Below are 16,874 nucleotides of genomic sequence, written 5' to 3'. Positions count from 1 at the left end.
TCTTACGCCACTATTTCTAGGTAGGAGACAGTTAGTCAACCCCCAAGTTTGGACGAAATCGCCAGTTGAGCGGCAGACAGCCGAGCGACAGGAACCCGGAAAGGAGAACAGGACACATAGTCGAATCCAAGTGACCTGCAGATTGCGATTGATTCGGGGTTACCACCATGTTCGCCACAGACAGAAAGCGTAACGTCTGGTTGGGCTTGGCGCCCGCGCTCGGCCCCCAGCTTCAGCAATTCACCTACCCCATCTGCATCCAGAACGTGAAATGGATCTTCGCCAAACACGCCTTGGCGGACATATGCCGACATGAACCGCCCCGCATCATCGCGCGACAATCCGTAGGTCATCTGGGTCAGGTCGTTTGTTCCAAAGCTTAGGAAAGCGGAATGTGGCGCAATCTCATTCGCGCGCAGACAGGCCCGAGGCGTTTCCACCATCACTCCCAATCGATAGTCGAATTCCTGCCCCTGCTCCGAGGCAACCTCGGCCGCTACAGTATCGATGCGTGTTTTGACCAGTTCAACCTCGCGCTTGGCCGAGACCAGCGGGATCATGACCTCGGGTACGACAGGGGCACCTTCTTTGCTGGCCTCAACCGTCGCCTCGAAGATCGCGCGTGCCTGCATGTCGTAGATTTCCGGCACGGTGACACCCAGACGAACCCCGCGCAATCCCAGCATCGGGTTGTATTCGCTCATCGCCTCGACCCGACGTTCGACATCCGAGATCGGCAAATCCAGCGCCTCAGCCAGCTCGCGCTGACCGGTGCGCGTAGTGGGTAGAAACTCGTGCAAGGGCGGATCGAACAGGCGGATGCAGACCGGCTGCCCCTCCATAATCCGGAACAACTGCACAAAATCCTGCCGTTGCATCGGCAGCAACCGTTCCAGCACAGCGGCACGTCCCGACGGGGTCTGCGCAAAGATCATTTCGCGCATAACGGTCAGGCGGCCAGGATCGAAGAACATGTGTTCCGTTCGGCACAACCCGATCCCTTCTGCTTTGAAGTTTCGCGCAGTTTGCGCGTCAGCGGGTGTATCAGCGTTGGCGCGGATAGCGATGTCCCTCTCGGCATCGGCCCAGCTCATCAGGGTCTGAAAGCAATCATCCAGCGCCGCTTCAAGCATCTCGGGTTGTCCGGCCAGAACCTGACCCGAAGTCCCATCGATGGTCAGAATATCGCCTGTCTTGAACACACGCCCATCTGGTGCGCTTAGCAGCTTTTTCTTGGTCTGAAACCGCATTTCGGACGCGCCGACAATACACGGCAGACCCAGACCACGGCCAATCACCGCCGCATGGCTGGTGATCCCGCCCTTTTCGGTCAGAACAGCTACTGCGGCATGCATTCCGCGCACATCTTCGGGCGAGGTTTCACGGCGCACAAGAATACAGGGCTCCCCCCGCGCGGCGCTGGCCTGCGCTTCGGCAGCCGTAAAGACAATTCGACCGGTCGCTGCACCGGGGCTGGCCGCGATGGCTGTGGTCAGCACATCACGCTCGGCCTCAGGATGGACCTGCCGGTGCAGAAGTTCATTCAGCGAATGCGGGTCGATCCGCATCACGGCCTCTTGCGGCGGAATGATCCCGTCTTCGGCCAAGCGCACTGCGATCCGCATTCCGGCCCGTGAACCACGCGGAACCCGTACACCGTCAAGAATATGCACTTTGCCGTTCTGCACCACGAATTCGACCTGCATCTCTTCGCGCAGCTTCTCGCGCATTAACGCAGCGTGGGCCTTGAGATCGGCAAAAGCCTCGGGCGCCACATCCTCCAGCGATTGGCCACGCTCGTCCTTTTCCAGATATAACGCAGCGACACCTTCGCCCAGAGCATCGCGCCCCTGACTCTGGCTTAGATAGCGACCTGTGATCTGGGGCATACCCGTCGCCGGGTCAATCAGTTGCAAAACGCCCGAGCCGCATTCGCCCTGCCCGACACCCGGGATCATCTCTTGGATCACCAGCCCCAAACCTGCATCCGCCGGCGCGCCCTTGGCCTGCCGCAGCAGCCGGGCCGACGTGCCATCCCAGGCACGCGCCATCGAGCGCAGAACACCAATCAGTTGCTCTCCTCGATCTTGCGGAAAGGCCTCGTCGGTTTCATCTTCATACGCCCGTAGGGACAAGCTCAACCCTTCGCGCCCATCCGCATCGATGGTATCGAATACGTCAGGGTCCAGACGGGCAATATGGAGCGCATAGCTCTGCACAAACCGCAGATATAGCGCCGCCGCCGCATCCGCCCCCATTTCCGCAGACCGGTCCAGATACCGGGCATCGTTCATGCCGATATTCAGCACCGCCCCCGGTCCACCCCAGTCAGGATCTTCCGAACTGGGCCGTACACACAGCAATGACTCGGCGTCGAACTGTTCCAGAATGGCCGCGATGTCGGGAATGTCGCCCTTGGCAATTCGCTGCACCGCGTCAAAAGAAAGGGCCACGGTCCGCGGCACCGGCATGTCCAGCCGGACCAGTCGTTGCAGGCACTTTGCCCGGCCACCATGGGTATTGGCGGCAACGGGCGCTTTTGGAGTGATAAGCGTGGTATGCGGATTATTCTGCACTGCGGCACCTTTTGGTTTCACCGCAGCATAAGCCCCTGCGCCCTTGGCGCAAGGGCGTTATCCCTCGATACGGGTCAGATCAGCAACGCTAGAGCAGACCTTGCGGATCTGGCTCAGCAGGTTCAGACGGTTGCGGCGCAGAATGTCATTATCGGTATTGACCTGCACGTCCTCAAAGAACGCATCCACCGGCCCGCGCAGTTCGGCCATTGCCGCCATCGCTGTCGGGAAATCCTCGGCCTTCAGCGCGGGATCGATCTTGGCCTCTGCCGCGTCAAGCGCTGCAAACAGTGCCTTTTCGCTGTCAGTTTCAGCAAACTTCACATCCGCGCCGTAAGAGTATTCGACTCCATCCTTCTCTTCCGCCTGAGACAGGATGTTGTTCGCACGCTTGAACCCCTGCACGAGGTTCTCTCCATCCTCGGTCGCAATCACCGCATTCAGAGCGCGGGCGCGTTTGACCAGCAGGTTGAGGTCGTCATTCCCCTCCATCGCGATACAAGCGTCGATGACATCATGGCGGATGCCCTCGTCTCGGAGGAAGACTTTGAGGCGGTCGTGGAAGAAAGAAAGAAGATCGTCAGACGCGTCAGGAACCTTTTTCTCAAGCTCAAGAAATGCTGCTGCGGGCGATCCTTCAAGCTTTTCTTTGACAGTCTGGAATGAAGCACCAAAGACACCATGTTTTGCGATTTCTTCCAGGAGATCGCGGACATTCGCTTCGGGCAAAGCCTCATTGATAGCGCGTTCTGATCGAACCAGTTGACTATCGAAAAAACGGTCCAACCGAAGACGCAGATCATTATTCACGATTAGTCGAATTACCCCTAACGCCGCACGACGCAAAGCAAACGGATCTTTCGAACCCGTGGGTTTCTCATCGATCGCCCAGAACCCGGTCAGCGTGTCCAGCTTGTCGGCTAGCGCCACTGTCACAGACAACGGTGCGGTCGGAACATCATCCGACGGCCCCAACGGCGAGTAATGTTCCTGCGCAACGGCGGCCACTGCGGCATCCTCGCCTGCCGCTTCGATGTAATACCGCCCCATAAGCCCTTGAAGTTCAGGGAATTCATAGACCATTTCGGAGTTCAGATCAGCCTTGGCCAAACGCGCGGCTTTCTCGGCCTGATCCGCATCCGCCCCGACCACAGGGGCCAGTTCTCGGGCCAGCGCGGCAATGCGGTCGATGCGTTCCGCCTGAGTGCCCAGCTTGTTGTGGAAAGTCACATTCTCCAACGCACGGGTCCATTGGGCGATGTCTGACTTGGCAACGCGCAGGTCGTTCTCCCAGAAGAATTTCGCATCGGCCAGACGGGCAGACAAAACCTTCTGGTTCCCCGCCAAAATGGTCGCGCCGTTATCGGCGGTCTCGCGATTGGCGACGGTAATGAAGCGCTCGATCCACCCCGTCTTGGGGTTCTTCACAGAAAAGAACTTCTGATGCTCTTTCATCGAGGTCTGCAGTACCTCGGGCGGCAGCTCAAGAAACTCCTCGTCGATCTGCCCCATCAGCACAACGGGCCATTCAACCAGACCAGCAACCTCGGCCAGCAGCCCCTTGTCGTCGACGACTTCCAGACCGGCGGCGAAGGCCATGTTCTGGGCATCGTTCCAGATATGTTCGGCGCGCTCTTCGGGCGACAGCACCACGAAGGCGCGTTTCAGCTTGGCGGCATAATCCTCGAACGAGGTCACCGTAAACCGGTTCGGGGCCATGAAACGATGGCCCTCAGTCGTATCACCGGACGTGATCCCTTCGATCGCAAGCGGTACGACCTGCGCGCCTGCTTCATCGGTCAGGATGCACAGGATCGAGTGCAAGGGCCGTACCCACCGCATCGATCCAGCCCCCCAGCGCATGGATTTGGGCCAGGGGAAGTTTCGAATGGTAGCTTCTAAGACCTCGGCGATGATTTCAGCTGCTGGACGACCCGCCTTTTCAATGGTGGCGAAATACACTGCGCCTTTGGGCGTGTCGCGCTCTTCCAACTGGTCTCGGGTCAGTCCCGCGCCGCGTAGAAAGCCTTCGATGGCTTTGTCAGGCGCGCCGACCTTTGGGCCTTTGCGTTCTTCGCGGATTGTCGGGCTTTCCGCCAGCAGGCCTTCAACCGCCAGCGTCAGGCGACGCGGCGTCGTCAGTGCAGCGGCAGAGGCATAGGTCAGACCGCCTTCGACCAGACCATCGGTGATCCGCTTTTTCAGGTCTTCACCGGCGCGAGTCTGCATGCGCGCGGGGATTTCCTCGGAAAACAGTTCGATCAGCAGGTCGGGCATTTTCGGTCCTTAGAAATTTACAATCGTCTGGATGACGATGGCATTGGCGATGTCCACAAAGAATGCGGATACAAGGGGCAGTACGATAAAGGCAATAGGCGACGGGCCATATCGCTTGGTTACGGCGGTCATATTTGCGATAGCTGTGGGGGTAGCACCCAGAGCGAACCCCCCGAACCCGGCGGCCAGAACGGCGGCGCGGTAATTCGATCCCATCAACGGAAACAGAACCCAGATCACGAACACCACGGCAAACAGGGTCTGGGCGGTCATGATCACCGCAATCGCAAGGCCCAGTTCGGCGATGGTCCACAGTTGAAGGCTCATCAGCGACATCGCCAGAAATGCACCAAGCGCGAATTCCGAGATCAGCGCCAGCGAGGGCGTGCGTGAGACCGGCTTGGCATTCGGCGCGAACATGGCGCGGAGATTGGCAATCACGATCCCCATGATAAGGCAGGGCACAAACAACGGCAGTTTCAGCCCTGCGGCGCTGATTGCTTCGCTCAGGATCGCGCCTGAAATGATCGCGAGGTTGAGATACAGCAGCACCCGCATGATTGTCAGATGATCAATCTCGGATTTCTGGTCGACCTCATTGGGCAGGCCCACCGTATGCTCTTCCCCGGGGCGTTCGGGGCTGAGATTGCGCCCCTCGATCAGCAGCCGCGCAATCGGCCCCCCGACCAATGCGGCCAGCACGAGACCCAATGTGGCCACGGCCACCCCCAACTCGGTTGCGCCACTCAAACCGGTGGCGCCCGCAACTTCGGGGGCCCAGGCGATCGCGGTTCCGTGCCCCCCGATCAGCGCAGCAGACCCGAACAGCACCCCGGCTTGCGCCGGATAACCGAACATCGCGGCCCCCGCAGCGCCGATCACGTTTTGCGCAACGATGGTCAGAAGCGTCAAAATCAGAAGCAAAAGCAAAGGCTTGCCGCCCGCAATCAAATCGGACAGACGGGCATTTAGACCAATCCCGGCAAAGAACAGAACCAATAGAAAGTCTCGTGCGGTCAAGCCAAAGGATAGCTCAATGCCGAAACCAAGATACAGCGCCAATACCACGAGCGAGGCAAGAAGGCCCCCGGTTACCGGCTCGGGGATGTTGAAGCTGCGCAATTGTGCGACACGGGCGTTGATCTCTGCCCCCAGCAGATAGACCGCAAAGCCCAGCGTTGCTGTCAGGAACTCCGGTATCTCAACGACCATCCCCATCTGCATCAGCCCTCGGGCCTGGGTGGGCACTCCTCGCCCACAACCGTGCCGTCATAGGCCTTTTCACCGCAATTGTTCAGCGCATGCCAGACGTAGCCTTTACCATCCTGTGTAATGGCAACGATCCGGTCGACACCATAATGGATGTTCTTGGTGCCCAAGAAAGCCTGTGCTTGACCCGATTTCAATACGTCGGCCAGCGCAACTGCGTCGTAGCAGTCAAACCACCCTGGCGCGGTCAATGGCTCGGGGTTCTCGACAGGGGTAAAATCCACCATTTGATCCGGCCTCAACTCGGTTTCGAAACAGGCCCGATACCGGATCGGAGAACTGTCGGCGTCAATGGCCTTAAACCCAGTATAGGCGATGGCTTCGGGCGCTTCCGCCCCTTGCGCCAGCAGGACCACATCCTGGCCCGGGCGCGGTTCTACCTCATAATAGAACCCATAAACCTGCAGGTAATACATGCCAGCACCGGCCAGAACTCCAGAAATCAGAAGGATTAGCGCAACCAATTTTCCAGTCATCGTTTACGCCACCTCTTTCAAGTTCATAGAAAATAAGACAGGTTCCCAAGCAGTACGGTCAGAAACGAGGCTACTCGCATGGAAACCACTCTTGCCGTCGGATTCTTTGGCGCGCTTTTTGCAATCATGAATCCGATTACCAACTTGCCTGTGTTCCTGAGTGTTACGCAAGACCTGCCCATTTCGGATCAACGCAAAGTGGCTGTGAAGACTGCGCTTTATTGCACGATCCTCGGTGGCGCCTTCGCTGCGATCGGCAGTCAAGCGCTTGGGCTCTTTGGCATCAGCGTCGATGACCTGCGCGTCGCCGGTGGCCTTGTTGTACTGATGATCGGCCTGAACATGCTGAACGGGAACGAGAGCAGCTCGCATCACGGAACCGACGGAGAAAAGAAATCCTATCCCGCGCCCGAGACCGTTGCGTTCTATCCCTTGGCTTTTCCCATTCTGGTCGGCCCCGGAACAATCACAACACTGATCCTTTATGCGCACCACATCAAAACCCCGGTCGAAGCCGTTGTCTATGCAGGTGTATTTCTGTTCGTGGTGGCCTTGCTTTTGATCACGTTCTGGAACGCATCGGCGTTGGCTAAGCGGCTGTCGGACAATGCCCGAGTGATAATGAGCCGCTTCATGGGCATGATCCTTGCGGCTATCGCTATCAGCATGATCGCAGACGGCCTGAAGGCGTTGTTGCCCGGACTGGCCTAGGCGCTGCATCAAACTTCGAACCCGGCAGCCTCGGTCTGCACGAACGCATCGGCGCATTGCTTGGCCAATGCGCGAACGCGGCCGATATAGGCCTGTCTTTCGGTAACCGAAATCACCCCGCGGGCGTCCAGCAAGTTGAAGATGTGGCTGGCCTTGATGCACTGATCATATGCGGGATGCGCCATGATGATGCGCTTGCCCGTCTTCGGGTCGTCATGTTCCTGCGCCAGAATGGTCGCGCATTCGGTTTCAGCCTCTTCGAAATGACGCAGCAGGACCTCGGTATTGGCAATATCGAAGTTCCAGCGGGCGTATTCCTCTTCGGTCTGCTTGAAGATGTCGCCATAGGTCAGCGGGCTGGGCGACTGAGGATCGTTGAAGGGCATGTCCATCACATGGTCGATGCCCAGCACATACATGGCCAGACGTTCCAGACCATAGGTCAGCTCACCGGAAACCGGCGCACAGTCATGGCCGCCGACCTGCTGGAAATAGGTGAACTGGCTGACTTCCATGCCGTCACACCAGACCTCCCATCCCAGACCCCACGCACCCAGAGTGGGGCTTTCCCAGTCATCCTCGACAAAGCGGATGTCGTGCAGATCCATGTCGATGCCGATGGCCTCGAGGCTGCCCAGATACAGTTCCTGCAAATCAGGCGGGCTGGGTTTGATCAGAACCTGATACTGATAGTAATGCTGCAACCGGTTCGGGTTTTCGCCATAACGTCCGTCTGTCGGGCGACGCGAGGGCTGAACGTAGGCCGCTGCCCAAGCCTTGGACCCCAAAGCCCGCAACGTGGTTGCTGGATGGAACGTACCTGCGCCGACCTCCATGTCATAGGGCTGTAGGATCGCACAACCTTTCGACGCCCAATAGGACTGAAGCCTTAGGATAATCTCTTGAAATGAACGTGGTGCGCTATTGGGTTCGGTCATGACAATTCCCTTGGACGCCCAAGCGCCCGGTTCCGGTGGGTTCGGCCCTTCCTATGCAAGGCATCCAAGGGCGTCAACGGGCCAATCGGCCACTCTGTCGCTGAGCGGCCACACACAGAATTCCCCGTATTCCGGGCATGGCAATCGGACCGCGATTCCGCGTAATCTGCGCCAAAGTGAAAACACTGCAGAACACGGGCAGACAATGACACGCGTATTTACGGTTATTACATTCTTTATCCTCTTCGGCCTGCGCGCCGCTTTTGCCCAGCAAGATGCGGGCGTCTTTGTTCAGATCGAGGCGCAGCCATCGCTGCGCGAGGCGCAGGAACGGGCGCAGGTCTATGCGAACGCGCTGCCCGATGTGAACGGGTTTCGGCTGAATTCCGGCTGGTATGCCATTGTTATCGGGCCCTATTTACGCGACGACGCCGAACAGGTGCTGCGCGTTTACAGGGCCGAGCGTCAGATCCCATCGGACAGTTTCATCGCCTTCTCCAGCGCGCTGGGGCAACAGTTCTGGCCCATCGGTGCCAACATCCTGAACCGCGGCGTCGTCACCGCCCCGATCCAGCCCGAGCCGCAACCAGAGCAGCCCTTGGCCGGTCTTACCCTGCAGGACGCAGATGAAACCCGTTCGCAGGCTCTGCAGGGCGAACGCCTTTTGACCGCGCAAGAGCGCAGAGACCTGCAAACCGCGTTGCAGGCAGCCGGGTTCTACAATTCAACAATTGACGGAGCCTTTGGTCAGGGCACCCGCCGCTCGATGGGCGATTGGCAACGTTCCAACGGGTTCGACGCGACTGGCGTTCTGACCACGTTGCAGCGCAAAACCCTGATGGATGACTACAACGCTCCACTGATCAGCGTCGGGATGGCACGCTATTCCGACCCGCAAGCCGGAATCGAACTGGATATGCCAATGGGCGTCTTGGGCTTTGACCGTTACGAGGCACCCTTTGCCCATTTCAACCCCACTTCTGATCTGGACGCCAAGGCGCTGCTGATCTCGCAGGAAGGCTCTGCCGCAACCCTGCGGGCGCTTTATCAAGTGATGCAGTCGCTTGAAATCGTTCCTCTGGACGGTGAGCGCAGTCTGCGCGGCAACAGCTTCACGATTGAAGGGCGCGGAAATGGCATGACCTCGTTCACGCAAGCAGCTCTGAAAGACGGCAAGATCAAAGGTTTCACGCTGGTCTGGCCTGCCGGGGATGAGGCTCGCCGCGCCCGAGTTCTAGCCGCGATGCGCGCAAGCTTTGCCACGACCGATGCCGTACTAGATGCCGGTGCCGGAGCGGATGCTGACCAGCGCATCGATTTGATGTCAGGACTGCAAATCCGCAAACCGCGGCTATCGCGATCGGGCTTCTTCGCCGACGCTGATGGTACGGTTCTGACGGTCACCGAGGCCGCTGAAAGCTGCACCCGCATCACGCTGGACGGTGACCAAGAGGTTCAGCTGGCTTGGCAGGATGCCGACCTTGGTGTCGCTGTGCTGCGTCCTAGCCAGACCCTTGCCCCGATCAGTGTTGCCGAGTTCCGCGCGGGCGTTCCGCGTATTCAGTCTCAGGTCGCTGTTTCGGGCTTTTCTTACGAAGGCGCGTTGGGTGCCCCTACTCTGACCTTTGGCGAAATCGCTGATATCCGCGGCCTGAATGGAGAAGATGGCGTCAAACGCCTTGCACTGTCCGCCCAGCCCGGCGACGCGGGAGGACCTGTTTTTGACGATAGCGGCAGCGTTGTTGGCATGTTGCTACCTGCCCCTTCCGATGGGCGTACCCTGCCCGACTCGGTCAGCCTTGCGGCGAATGTGGCACGTCTGACCGAGGTTCTGACCAAGGCGGGCATCTCAGGTCAGCCCGCGCAAGGCTCAGCCCAGATTTCACCCAACGAACTGAGCCGCAGAGCCAACGGAATGACCGTTCTGGTGCACTGCTGGGACTGAACAATCAGGTTCAGGGAAAAGGCGCTGCACGAAGGTGCACGCCTTTTTTCATAGGTTTACAGGATATCCGGTGTGACCCGTATCAATGTGGGAACCTCGGCCTGAAAGGCGGCGCGCACTGCGGCCTGCATCTCATCCAGCGTCTTCGGTGCAGCTGACAGCGCCCCGAACGCCTCGGCCAGTTTGCAGAAATCCGGGTTTCGCGCGATCACCGCATTAGGCGCGATCTGTCCGCGCACCATGCTCTCTTCAATCTCTTTGAGTTTACCATTGTCCCACAGAATGATGGGTAGCGGCAGGCCGAGTTCGACAGCAACCCCAAGCTCTTGCATTGTGTAGTGAAAACCATAGTCACCCGCGATGACCGCTGTGGGTTTGCCCCGCCGTGCTACTGCACCACCGATCCCGGCTGGCAGGGCGTACCCCAGCGTGCCAAATCCAGTCGGGTGGTGCCAATGATAAGGAAAGCCCATGTCCCAGACTTCTTTCGCGACATACGCGAATTGGGTCATGTCCGAATAAATCATCGTATCCAAGGGCATGGCCGCCCTGAGTGCATCGACCACGGGGACAATGCCCGGGCGCTCGGCATCTACCTCGGCCCGCCAGCGCGCGCGCGCCTCGCGCACCTCGTCCGCAGACCAACCAGCGGCTGGTTTTACCTGATCGGACACTGCCCACAGCGCATGCGCAAAACTCTCACCATCTGCCTGCAGTTTGACAGCCGCACGATGGTGGTCTGACAGCACTTGCGGGTCCAGATCAACACGCACCATAGTTGCGTTGTGGCCCAGATCATGGCGCCACAGATCAACCTCGCCCAGTTCAGCACCGACAACAACGACAAGATCAGCCGAGGCAATTACTTTGGCGCTGCCCGGTCGTGGCAGCATCGATCCGAAATCCAGCGGATAATCGGACCCGGCCAGCCCGCGACCGGCATACGTCGTGAAGCACGCCGCCCCCAACTGGGTCAGGATCTGTCGCCAAAGGTTAGACCGGCACCCGCCGCCTAATATGAACAAAGGCCGCTGCGCGATATTCAGCAGCGACAGAACCGGTGCCACATCCGGTGGAACAGTCTGGTTGCGCAAGGCAGTTTGGTTTGGAAAAGGTGCAGGCGCTGCCTCGGCCTCCAATTGCGCGATGGGTACCTGAATGTGTTTCGGTCGCGGGCGCGACAGCTCAAACTCTTCGAAGGCGCGCTCGATCAGACCATAGGCAGCCTTGGCATCGTTCGCCTGACAGGACCAGTCTGTAACTGTCTCGGCCGCAGCGCGTTGATCCTTCATCTGATGCAATTGGCCACGCAGTGCTTGTGTCTCTTCGAGGCAAGAAGACAACACCAGCATCGGCACCGAATCCGAATAAGCCTGCCCCATCGGCGTCATGATGTTGCACAGGCCCGGTCCGGTGATCACATAGGCCACCCCCGGCTTGCCAGACGCGCGGGCATATCCATCGGCCATGAAACCGGCCCCCTGCTCGTGCCGGGCCAGAACATGCGTGATCCCGGCCTCTTCGATACCGCGATACATTTCCTGATTATGCACGCCCGGTATGCCAAAGATCACGTCAACGCCACGATCCTTAAGCATGTGCGAGATTTGCGCCCCAAGGGGTCGTTTCATTAGCCTCTCCAGAATTGAACGGTAAAGATTGCGTAGACAGCCAGCAGTTCAAGGCGTCCGACCAGCATCCCAATCGTCAGCAGCCACTTGGCACCGTCATTCAGCCCCGCAAAGTTGCCTGCTGGCCCGATCTGTTCCCCCAGTCCCGGCCCCACATTAGCCAGTGCCGTCGCGGCCCCCGATACCGAGGTGATAAAGTCCAACCCAGTCAGGGCCAGCGCCCACGACAGAACCCCCATCGATAGTGCAAAGAACATGAAGAAACTCATGACCGAGGTCAGCACGTCGCGACTGATCGGTCGTCCATCATAGCGCGGCACGAACACACCATGCGGCGAACGAATTCGGCTGAGCTGGGTTTTAATCGACGCAAACAGCAATTGATAGCGGAACACCTTGATCGAACACGCGGTGGACCCCGCGCAACCGCCAATCAATCCGATCAGGAAGAACAACATGACCGGGAAACTGCCCCAGCCCATATAGTCGACACTCGCGTACCCGGTGCCCGAAATGATCGATGTGATGTTGAACAGCGACTCGCGGAATGCCCGCTCCCAATGGTGCGGAAAGACCGAAGTCAGGAAGATCGACATGATCACAACCAGAACCACGATGGTTGCCAGAAACGCCCGAATCTGGCTGTCTTTCCACAACGAGCTTGTGTGACCATTGGCCAATTGCACATACCGCACAAATGGCAGCGCCGCGAGGATCATGAAGATGGCAGCGGCATATTCCAGAGGTCCCGAAAACCGGGCGAAAGAACTGTCATAGTTTGAAAACCCGCCCGTCGCGATTGTGGTCATGGCATGTACGACGGCGTCAAAAAAGCTCATGCCGAAACCGGCATAGACCAATGCGCAGACCACCGTCAGAAATACGTAGATCAAGGAAATCTGCCCGGCGATCTCTTGCGCGCGGGGCAGAATTTTCCCCATGGTTTCAAACCCTTCCGAGCGGAAGATCTGCATCCCACCAACGCGCAGCTCGGGTAGGAACACCATCGCCACGACGATGATTCCGATGCCCCCCAACCATTGCAAAACGCCCCGCCAGAGCAACAAGCCCTGTGGCAATTCGTCGAGCCCCGAGATCACGGTTGAACCTGTGGTGGTCAGCCCCGACATCGCCTCGAAATAGGCATCGACGAAACGCAGTTCAGTTTCGCCGAACAGAAACGGAATTGCGCCAAAAACCGGCAACGCCACCCAGACACCCGAGGTCAGCAAAAAGGTCTGACGGATGGTCAGACCTTCGCCCACCCCGTTGGAACAACTCATCGCAAGAACACTGCCGGTCAGCAGTGTGATGACCGCGCTTTCAAAGAAAACATGCCACTCGCCCCGCCCCTCGATCATGTCGACAAGCATGGGCAGCAGCATGGTCGCCCCTAGAATGGCGACCAGCAGGCCAATCACATATCCGACCGGGCGAAGATCCATCATGACGGGCAGCGTTGGCGCGCCAGCCCGACGGTGTCAAGCAGATGATCCGTGTTAACTGTCGGATTTTATCTCAACGCCCGGCATCGCGGGTGGCTTCGACGGGGCGCGTGCACGACGCGGTGCTGGTTTGGCCTGCTCAGCCGACGCAGCTGCGGGTTTCTTCGTCGCAGGTTTTGCAGCGGCAGGTTTCGAAGCCGCTTTGGCCTGAGGCGCAGCTTTTGCCGGAGCGGGCTTGGCTGGAGCGGGCTTAGCTGCCGCAGGTGCCTTGGGCGCCGCTTTTGCCGTGTTTGCTGATGCTTTCGGCGCTGCGGCTGCCGGTTGTGCCTTGGCTTGTGCTGAAGATTTGAACTCCGCAACCGGCTTGGCCGCCGTTGATACTGGCTTGGCCGCTTTCGAGGCGGATTTCGCAGATACGTTGGCCTTCGCCGGTGCTGCTTTCACAGCCGTTTTGGCGTCCGGGGCCGCCTTGGGTGCAGCGGCCGCAACCTTAGGAGCCGCCGTTTTCGGCGCTGGTGCCGCCGCAGGCTTAGCCGCCGCCTTTGGCTTTGGTGCCGCTTTGGGTTTCGGCGCGGCTTTAGGCTTTGCTGCAACCTTGGCTTTTGCAGCCGGTCTTGCTGGCTTTCGCGTTGCTAGGGTCGCCGCTTTGCGGGCAACCGGTGCGGGTGCCTCGGCTGTCTTCAGTCCGTGCAGAGGTACCATCGGCAGATCAAAGGCCGCGCGCGTCATGATCTGCATGATCTCCATCTGACTGGCCATTGCGTAACCGGCCATCCGGATGGCCGCTGCCTGAAACTCAAGCGGTTGAGTAATCGGATTCATTGCATGTCTCTCCTGATAAAACCGAGGCAGCGGGTAGATGAGTAAAGGACCCCGCCCGCCCCAATCGTCCGGGCGGATTTGCAGGTTGGCGGTCCAAGGCGTTGCACGTCCCGGTTTCCTTTCGGGCTGCGCGTCCCGGTTTTTACGGATGCGCAGCAGCTGCACTCGGGGACAATCTAGCGCAATTCAAGGTGCAGATGCAGCATTTCTTGCTGCAATGCGGCAAAAAAGCGCCCATGCAGGATTTTTGACTGTTTTTCCAGCAGCTTCCGCAGGGTCAATCAGCCCACATGAAACAGCGTCGTGAACAAACGCGGGTCCAGGCTCGCGGATTCGAAGGTTGGACCTTCGGTCAGAATCGAGACCGCATCATGGCTGTGCAGGCTTTCCTGATGGCTGGCGATCACACGGAAATCGCCGACATGATGATCGGCCTGCAGCTCGGCGCAGAACAGACGCGCGGCATCTTCCACGAATATGGGATTGGCCGCGTTCAGTTCGGCAAAGGCCTGTTCATCTTCGCGCTTGACCATCACCTGAGTTTCGGTTGGAACCGCGCGGCGGCACAGCGCGATCAGATCTTCGAACCACAGGCAATCGGCGTTGCAATCGATAACCACCGAAATCCGCGCCACCGAGCGCTGGGAATGCGGCGTCGCCAACTGCCCGCGGGTTGCGCGCGCGTGTTCGCTCAGTTCCAATGAACAGGGGCATGTGGACGAATAGACATAGTCCAGATGCATAATCTTCAGACGTTCTCCGCCTTGATCAACCAGTTCCAGCGCGATGTCGTAATACTGGTATCCGGACAAGCCCGAACGCAGGCTCTCAATCCGATCGGGATAGGAAAACCGCATCTGTATGCGCGCATCCAAACTATCCAGATCAGTCAGATAGTCGTTCAGCGCTGCCTCCATCACCTCAAAACTAAAGGTGCGCTCGGCGTGCTTGTAGAAGGACCGCATGATCCGAGACATGTTGATGCCCTTCTTCTCGGCCTCAAGGCTGACAGACCCGGTGACCGAGGTCTCAAGTGTCAGCTCGGCACCACTTTTGCGATGGAACCGGATCGGCAGACGGAAATTCGAGATGCCGACATGCTGGATCTGCTGCATCGAACCCCGGATCAGGCTGGACGGACCGTTTTGCAGATCCGGCAATGTGGCCTTGTAGGCTGCATCCGCCTCGAACCCTTGGGGATATTCGCGCGACAGGGCTGGATAGTTTGACGGCAACAGCCCCGGGACAAGCTGCGCAATGGCCGGGTCCAGTTGACTGATCTCGGCCGCCGAGGCTGATTTCGCCCATTCGCGCAGCACCTTGAGCGCTGCTGCGACCTGATCGTGATCGGGTGTCTCGTTGATGTCGCGCGGATGAATGTTCATTGGCACGGATCCCTTGCTAGGCCGACGGTTATATACCACCGAGGTTTAATTACCAGTCCGGAACGATACGCGCCAAATATCATCCCGGATCGAAATTAGATGGAAAAAACCGTCACTTTTCAACCAAAAGCGCCCGATCAGGCGGATCACACCCGCCTGATCATGGGTCATAGGCGCTGTCCTAGCTCTGCGAGGCGGCCAAAGCGCGTTCGATATCCGCGAGCAGATCATCGGCATCTTCCAGCCCCACCGAAAGGCGGATCAGGCCCGGCGTGATACCCAACTCATCGCGTTGTTCGTCGCTCAGACGCTGGTGCGTTGTGGTGGCCGGGTGGGTTGCGATCGACTTGGCATCGCCTAAATTATTCGAGATCACAGGGATCGTCAGCGCATTCAGGAAAGCAAACGCCGCCGCTTTGCCGCCCTTGATGTCCAGCGATAGAACCGTACCGCCCTTGCCGCCCAGCTGCTCTTGCACCAACGCGTTTTGCGCATGGGTTCTCAGCCCGGGATACAGCGTCCGCTCCAGCGCCGAATGCCCTTCCAAAGCTTCTGCAATCTTCTGTGCGCTGTCAGCTTGCGCATTCACACGCAGGGCCATAGTTTCAAGACCTTTGACCATGATCCAAGCGCTGAACGGGCTAAGCGCACCGCCGGTGTGCTTCATGTAAGGCTCGACCGTGCCACGGATGAATTCCTTGGTGCCGATGATCACGCCGCCCAGCGCCCGGCCCTGCCCGTCAATATGCTTGGTCGCCGAATAGACCACCACGTCGGCTCCCTGTTCGATCGCGCGCGAGAACACGGGTGTCGAGAACACGTTGTCCACGATTACAACCGCACCCACCGCATGGGCCAGCTTAGACACGGACGTGATGTCGATCACTTCAAGCGTCGGGTTCGACATGGATTCAAAAAACACTGCCTTGGTGTCAGGCCGGATCGCGGCCTCCCACGCGTCCAGATCGGTGCCGTCTACAAAGGTCACCTCAACGCCATAACGCGTCAGGATGTTTTCGAGGATATACAGACAGGACCCAAAAAGCGCCTTGGCTGAAACCACATGGTCGCCCGCCTGCAGCATCGAAGTCAGCGCACCGTTCACAGCGGCCATACCTGAAGCGGTGGCAAACGCATCCTCGCCGCCTTCCAAAGCTGCGATACGCTGCTCGAACATCGACACGGTGGGGTTGCCATAACGGGCATAGATGAACTCATCCGGGCCGCTTTCGATAAACCGGGCCTCGGCCTGCTCGGCGTTATCGTAGACAAACCCCTGCGTCAGAAAGATCGACTCAGAAACCTCATTGTACTGACTGCGACGGATGCCGCCATGGACGGCTTGGGTGCGTTTGTTCCAGCTCTCGCTCATCTCATTCCTTTCAGCCCCGCATTGGAG

At 58.8% G+C, this 16,874-nt stretch carries 12 protein-coding genes; 2 read left to right on the top strand and 10 right to left on the bottom strand.

From position 1 onward, the window contains the following. Nucleotides 1–35 precede the first annotated feature (35 nt). The 4 genes from ACR0L9_RS16010 to ACR0L9_RS15995 are packed head-to-tail and all read right to left on the bottom strand — an operon-like array spanning nucleotide 36 to nucleotide 6,598. Nucleotides 36–2,597, bottom strand: a complete 2,562-nt coding sequence (locus ACR0L9_RS16010; RefSeq protein WP_170563328.1) for a pyruvate, phosphate dikinase — start codon at nucleotides 2,595–2,597, stop codon at nucleotides 36–38. A 36-nt stretch (nucleotides 2,598–2,633) separates the two neighbouring features. Beyond that, the gene (gene glyS, locus ACR0L9_RS16005; protein WP_480896084.1) at nucleotides 2,634–4,853 is read right to left on the bottom strand and encodes a glycine--tRNA ligase subunit beta; all 2,220 of its coding nucleotides are present in this window, start codon (nucleotides 4,851–4,853) and stop codon (nucleotides 2,634–2,636) included. A 9-nt stretch (nucleotides 4,854–4,862) separates the two neighbouring features. Next, nucleotides 4,863–6,071 (bottom strand): sodium/glutamate symporter, encoded by a 1,209-nt coding sequence (gltS, locus tag ACR0L9_RS16000; protein WP_170596125.1) that lies wholly within the window; start codon nucleotides 6,069–6,071, stop codon nucleotides 4,863–4,865. A 5-nt stretch (nucleotides 6,072–6,076) separates the two neighbouring features. Continuing rightward, nucleotides 6,077–6,598 carry a DUF6446 family protein gene (locus tag ACR0L9_RS15995; protein ID WP_170465487.1) on the bottom strand — a complete coding sequence of 174 codons (522 nt, stop codon included), beginning with the start codon at nucleotides 6,596–6,598 and terminating at the stop codon, nucleotides 6,077–6,079. Between the two features lie 78 nt (nucleotides 6,599–6,676). Here ACR0L9_RS15995 and ACR0L9_RS15990 point away from each other — a divergent pair, with 78 nt between their 5' ends. Then, nucleotides 6,677–7,309: a MarC family protein gene (locus ACR0L9_RS15990; RefSeq protein WP_170404988.1), complete on the top strand. Its 633-nt coding sequence runs from the start codon at nucleotides 6,677–6,679 to the stop codon at nucleotides 7,307–7,309. Between the two features lie 8 nt (nucleotides 7,310–7,317). Here ACR0L9_RS15990 and ACR0L9_RS15985 read toward each other — a convergent pair whose 3' ends face one another. Next, the gene (locus ACR0L9_RS15985) at nucleotides 7,318–8,247 is read right to left on the bottom strand and encodes a glycine--tRNA ligase subunit alpha (protein ID WP_170404985.1); all 930 of its coding nucleotides are present in this window, start codon (nucleotides 8,245–8,247) and stop codon (nucleotides 7,318–7,320) included. 205 nt (nucleotides 8,248–8,452) lie between these two features. Here ACR0L9_RS15985 and ACR0L9_RS15980 point away from each other — a divergent pair, with 205 nt between their 5' ends. Then, entirely contained in the window at nucleotides 8,453–10,192 is a 1,740-nt protein-coding gene (locus tag ACR0L9_RS15980) for a serine protease (RefSeq protein ID WP_480866789.1), read from the top strand. Nucleotides 10,193–10,248: 56 nt separating this feature from the next. Here the strand turns inward: ACR0L9_RS15980 and ACR0L9_RS15975 are convergent, their stop codons facing one another. The 5 genes from ACR0L9_RS15975 to metZ all read right to left on the bottom strand — a co-directional run bounded on the left by ACR0L9_RS15975 (nucleotide 10,249) and on the right by metZ (nucleotide 16,847). Continuing rightward, nucleotides 10,249–11,823 (bottom strand): thiamine pyrophosphate-binding protein, encoded by a 1,575-nt coding sequence (locus tag ACR0L9_RS15975; RefSeq protein ID WP_170510601.1) that lies wholly within the window; start codon nucleotides 11,821–11,823, stop codon nucleotides 10,249–10,251. Next, complete coding sequence (locus ACR0L9_RS15970) at nucleotides 11,823–13,271, bottom strand: TrkH family potassium uptake protein (protein WP_480896082.1); 1,449 nt, start codon at nucleotides 13,269–13,271, stop codon at nucleotides 11,823–11,825. Before ACR0L9_RS15970 ends, ACR0L9_RS15975 begins: the two co-directional genes overlap by 1 nt. A gap of 51 nt (nucleotides 13,272–13,322) precedes the next feature. Beyond that, the gene (locus ACR0L9_RS15965; protein WP_170610128.1) at nucleotides 13,323–14,090 is read right to left on the bottom strand and encodes a hypothetical protein; all 768 of its coding nucleotides are present in this window, start codon (nucleotides 14,088–14,090) and stop codon (nucleotides 13,323–13,325) included. Nucleotides 14,091–14,371: 281 nt separating this feature from the next. Continuing rightward, on the bottom strand, nucleotides 14,372–15,475 hold the full coding sequence (gene folE2, locus ACR0L9_RS15960; protein WP_480896081.1) for a GTP cyclohydrolase FolE2: 1,104 nt from the start codon (nucleotides 15,473–15,475) through the stop codon (nucleotides 14,372–14,374). Nucleotides 15,476–15,656: 181 nt separating this feature from the next. Next, nucleotides 15,657–16,847: an O-succinylhomoserine sulfhydrylase gene (metZ, locus tag ACR0L9_RS15955; protein WP_480561763.1), complete on the bottom strand. Its 1,191-nt coding sequence runs from the start codon at nucleotides 16,845–16,847 to the stop codon at nucleotides 15,657–15,659. Nucleotides 16,848–16,874: the final 27 nt, after the last annotated feature.

This window comes from Ruegeria sp. I3 (genome assembly GCF_056532525.1).
The sequence above is the reverse complement of the archived record's forward strand: the minus strand, read 5'-3'. Positions and strand labels throughout refer to the sequence as shown.

Coding starts and splice junctions, on each gene's coding strand:
- ACR0L9_RS15995 (WP_170465487.1), bottom strand. CDS start 6,598: ATGACTGGAAAATTGGTTGCGCTAATCCTTCTGATTTCTGGAGTTCTG.
- ACR0L9_RS15970 (WP_480896082.1), bottom strand. CDS start 13,271: ATGATGGATCTTCGCCCGGTCGGATATGTGATTGGCCTGCTGGTCGCC.
- ACR0L9_RS15990 (WP_170404988.1), top strand. CDS start 6,677: ATGGAAACCACTCTTGCCGTCGGATTCTTTGGCGCGCTTTTTGCAATC.
- metZ (WP_480561763.1), bottom strand. CDS start 16,847: ATGAGCGAGAGCTGGAACAAACGCACCCAAGCCGTCCATGGCGGCATC.
- ACR0L9_RS15985 (WP_170404985.1), bottom strand. CDS start 8,247: ATGACCGAACCCAATAGCGCACCACGTTCATTTCAAGAGATTATCCTA.
- ACR0L9_RS15975 (WP_170510601.1), bottom strand. CDS start 11,823: ATGAAACGACCCCTTGGGGCGCAAATCTCGCACATGCTTAAGGATCGT.
- gltS (WP_170596125.1), bottom strand. CDS start 6,071: ATGGGGATGGTCGTTGAGATACCGGAGTTCCTGACAGCAACGCTGGGC.
- folE2 (WP_480896081.1), bottom strand. CDS start 15,475: ATGAACATTCATCCGCGCGACATCAACGAGACACCCGATCACGATCAG.
- ACR0L9_RS15980 (WP_480866789.1), top strand. CDS start 8,453: ATGACACGCGTATTTACGGTTATTACATTCTTTATCCTCTTCGGCCTG.
- ACR0L9_RS15965 (WP_170610128.1), bottom strand. CDS start 14,090: ATGAATCCGATTACTCAACCGCTTGAGTTTCAGGCAGCGGCCATCCGG.
- glyS (WP_480896084.1), bottom strand. CDS start 4,853: ATGCCCGACCTGCTGATCGAACTGTTTTCCGAGGAAATCCCCGCGCGC.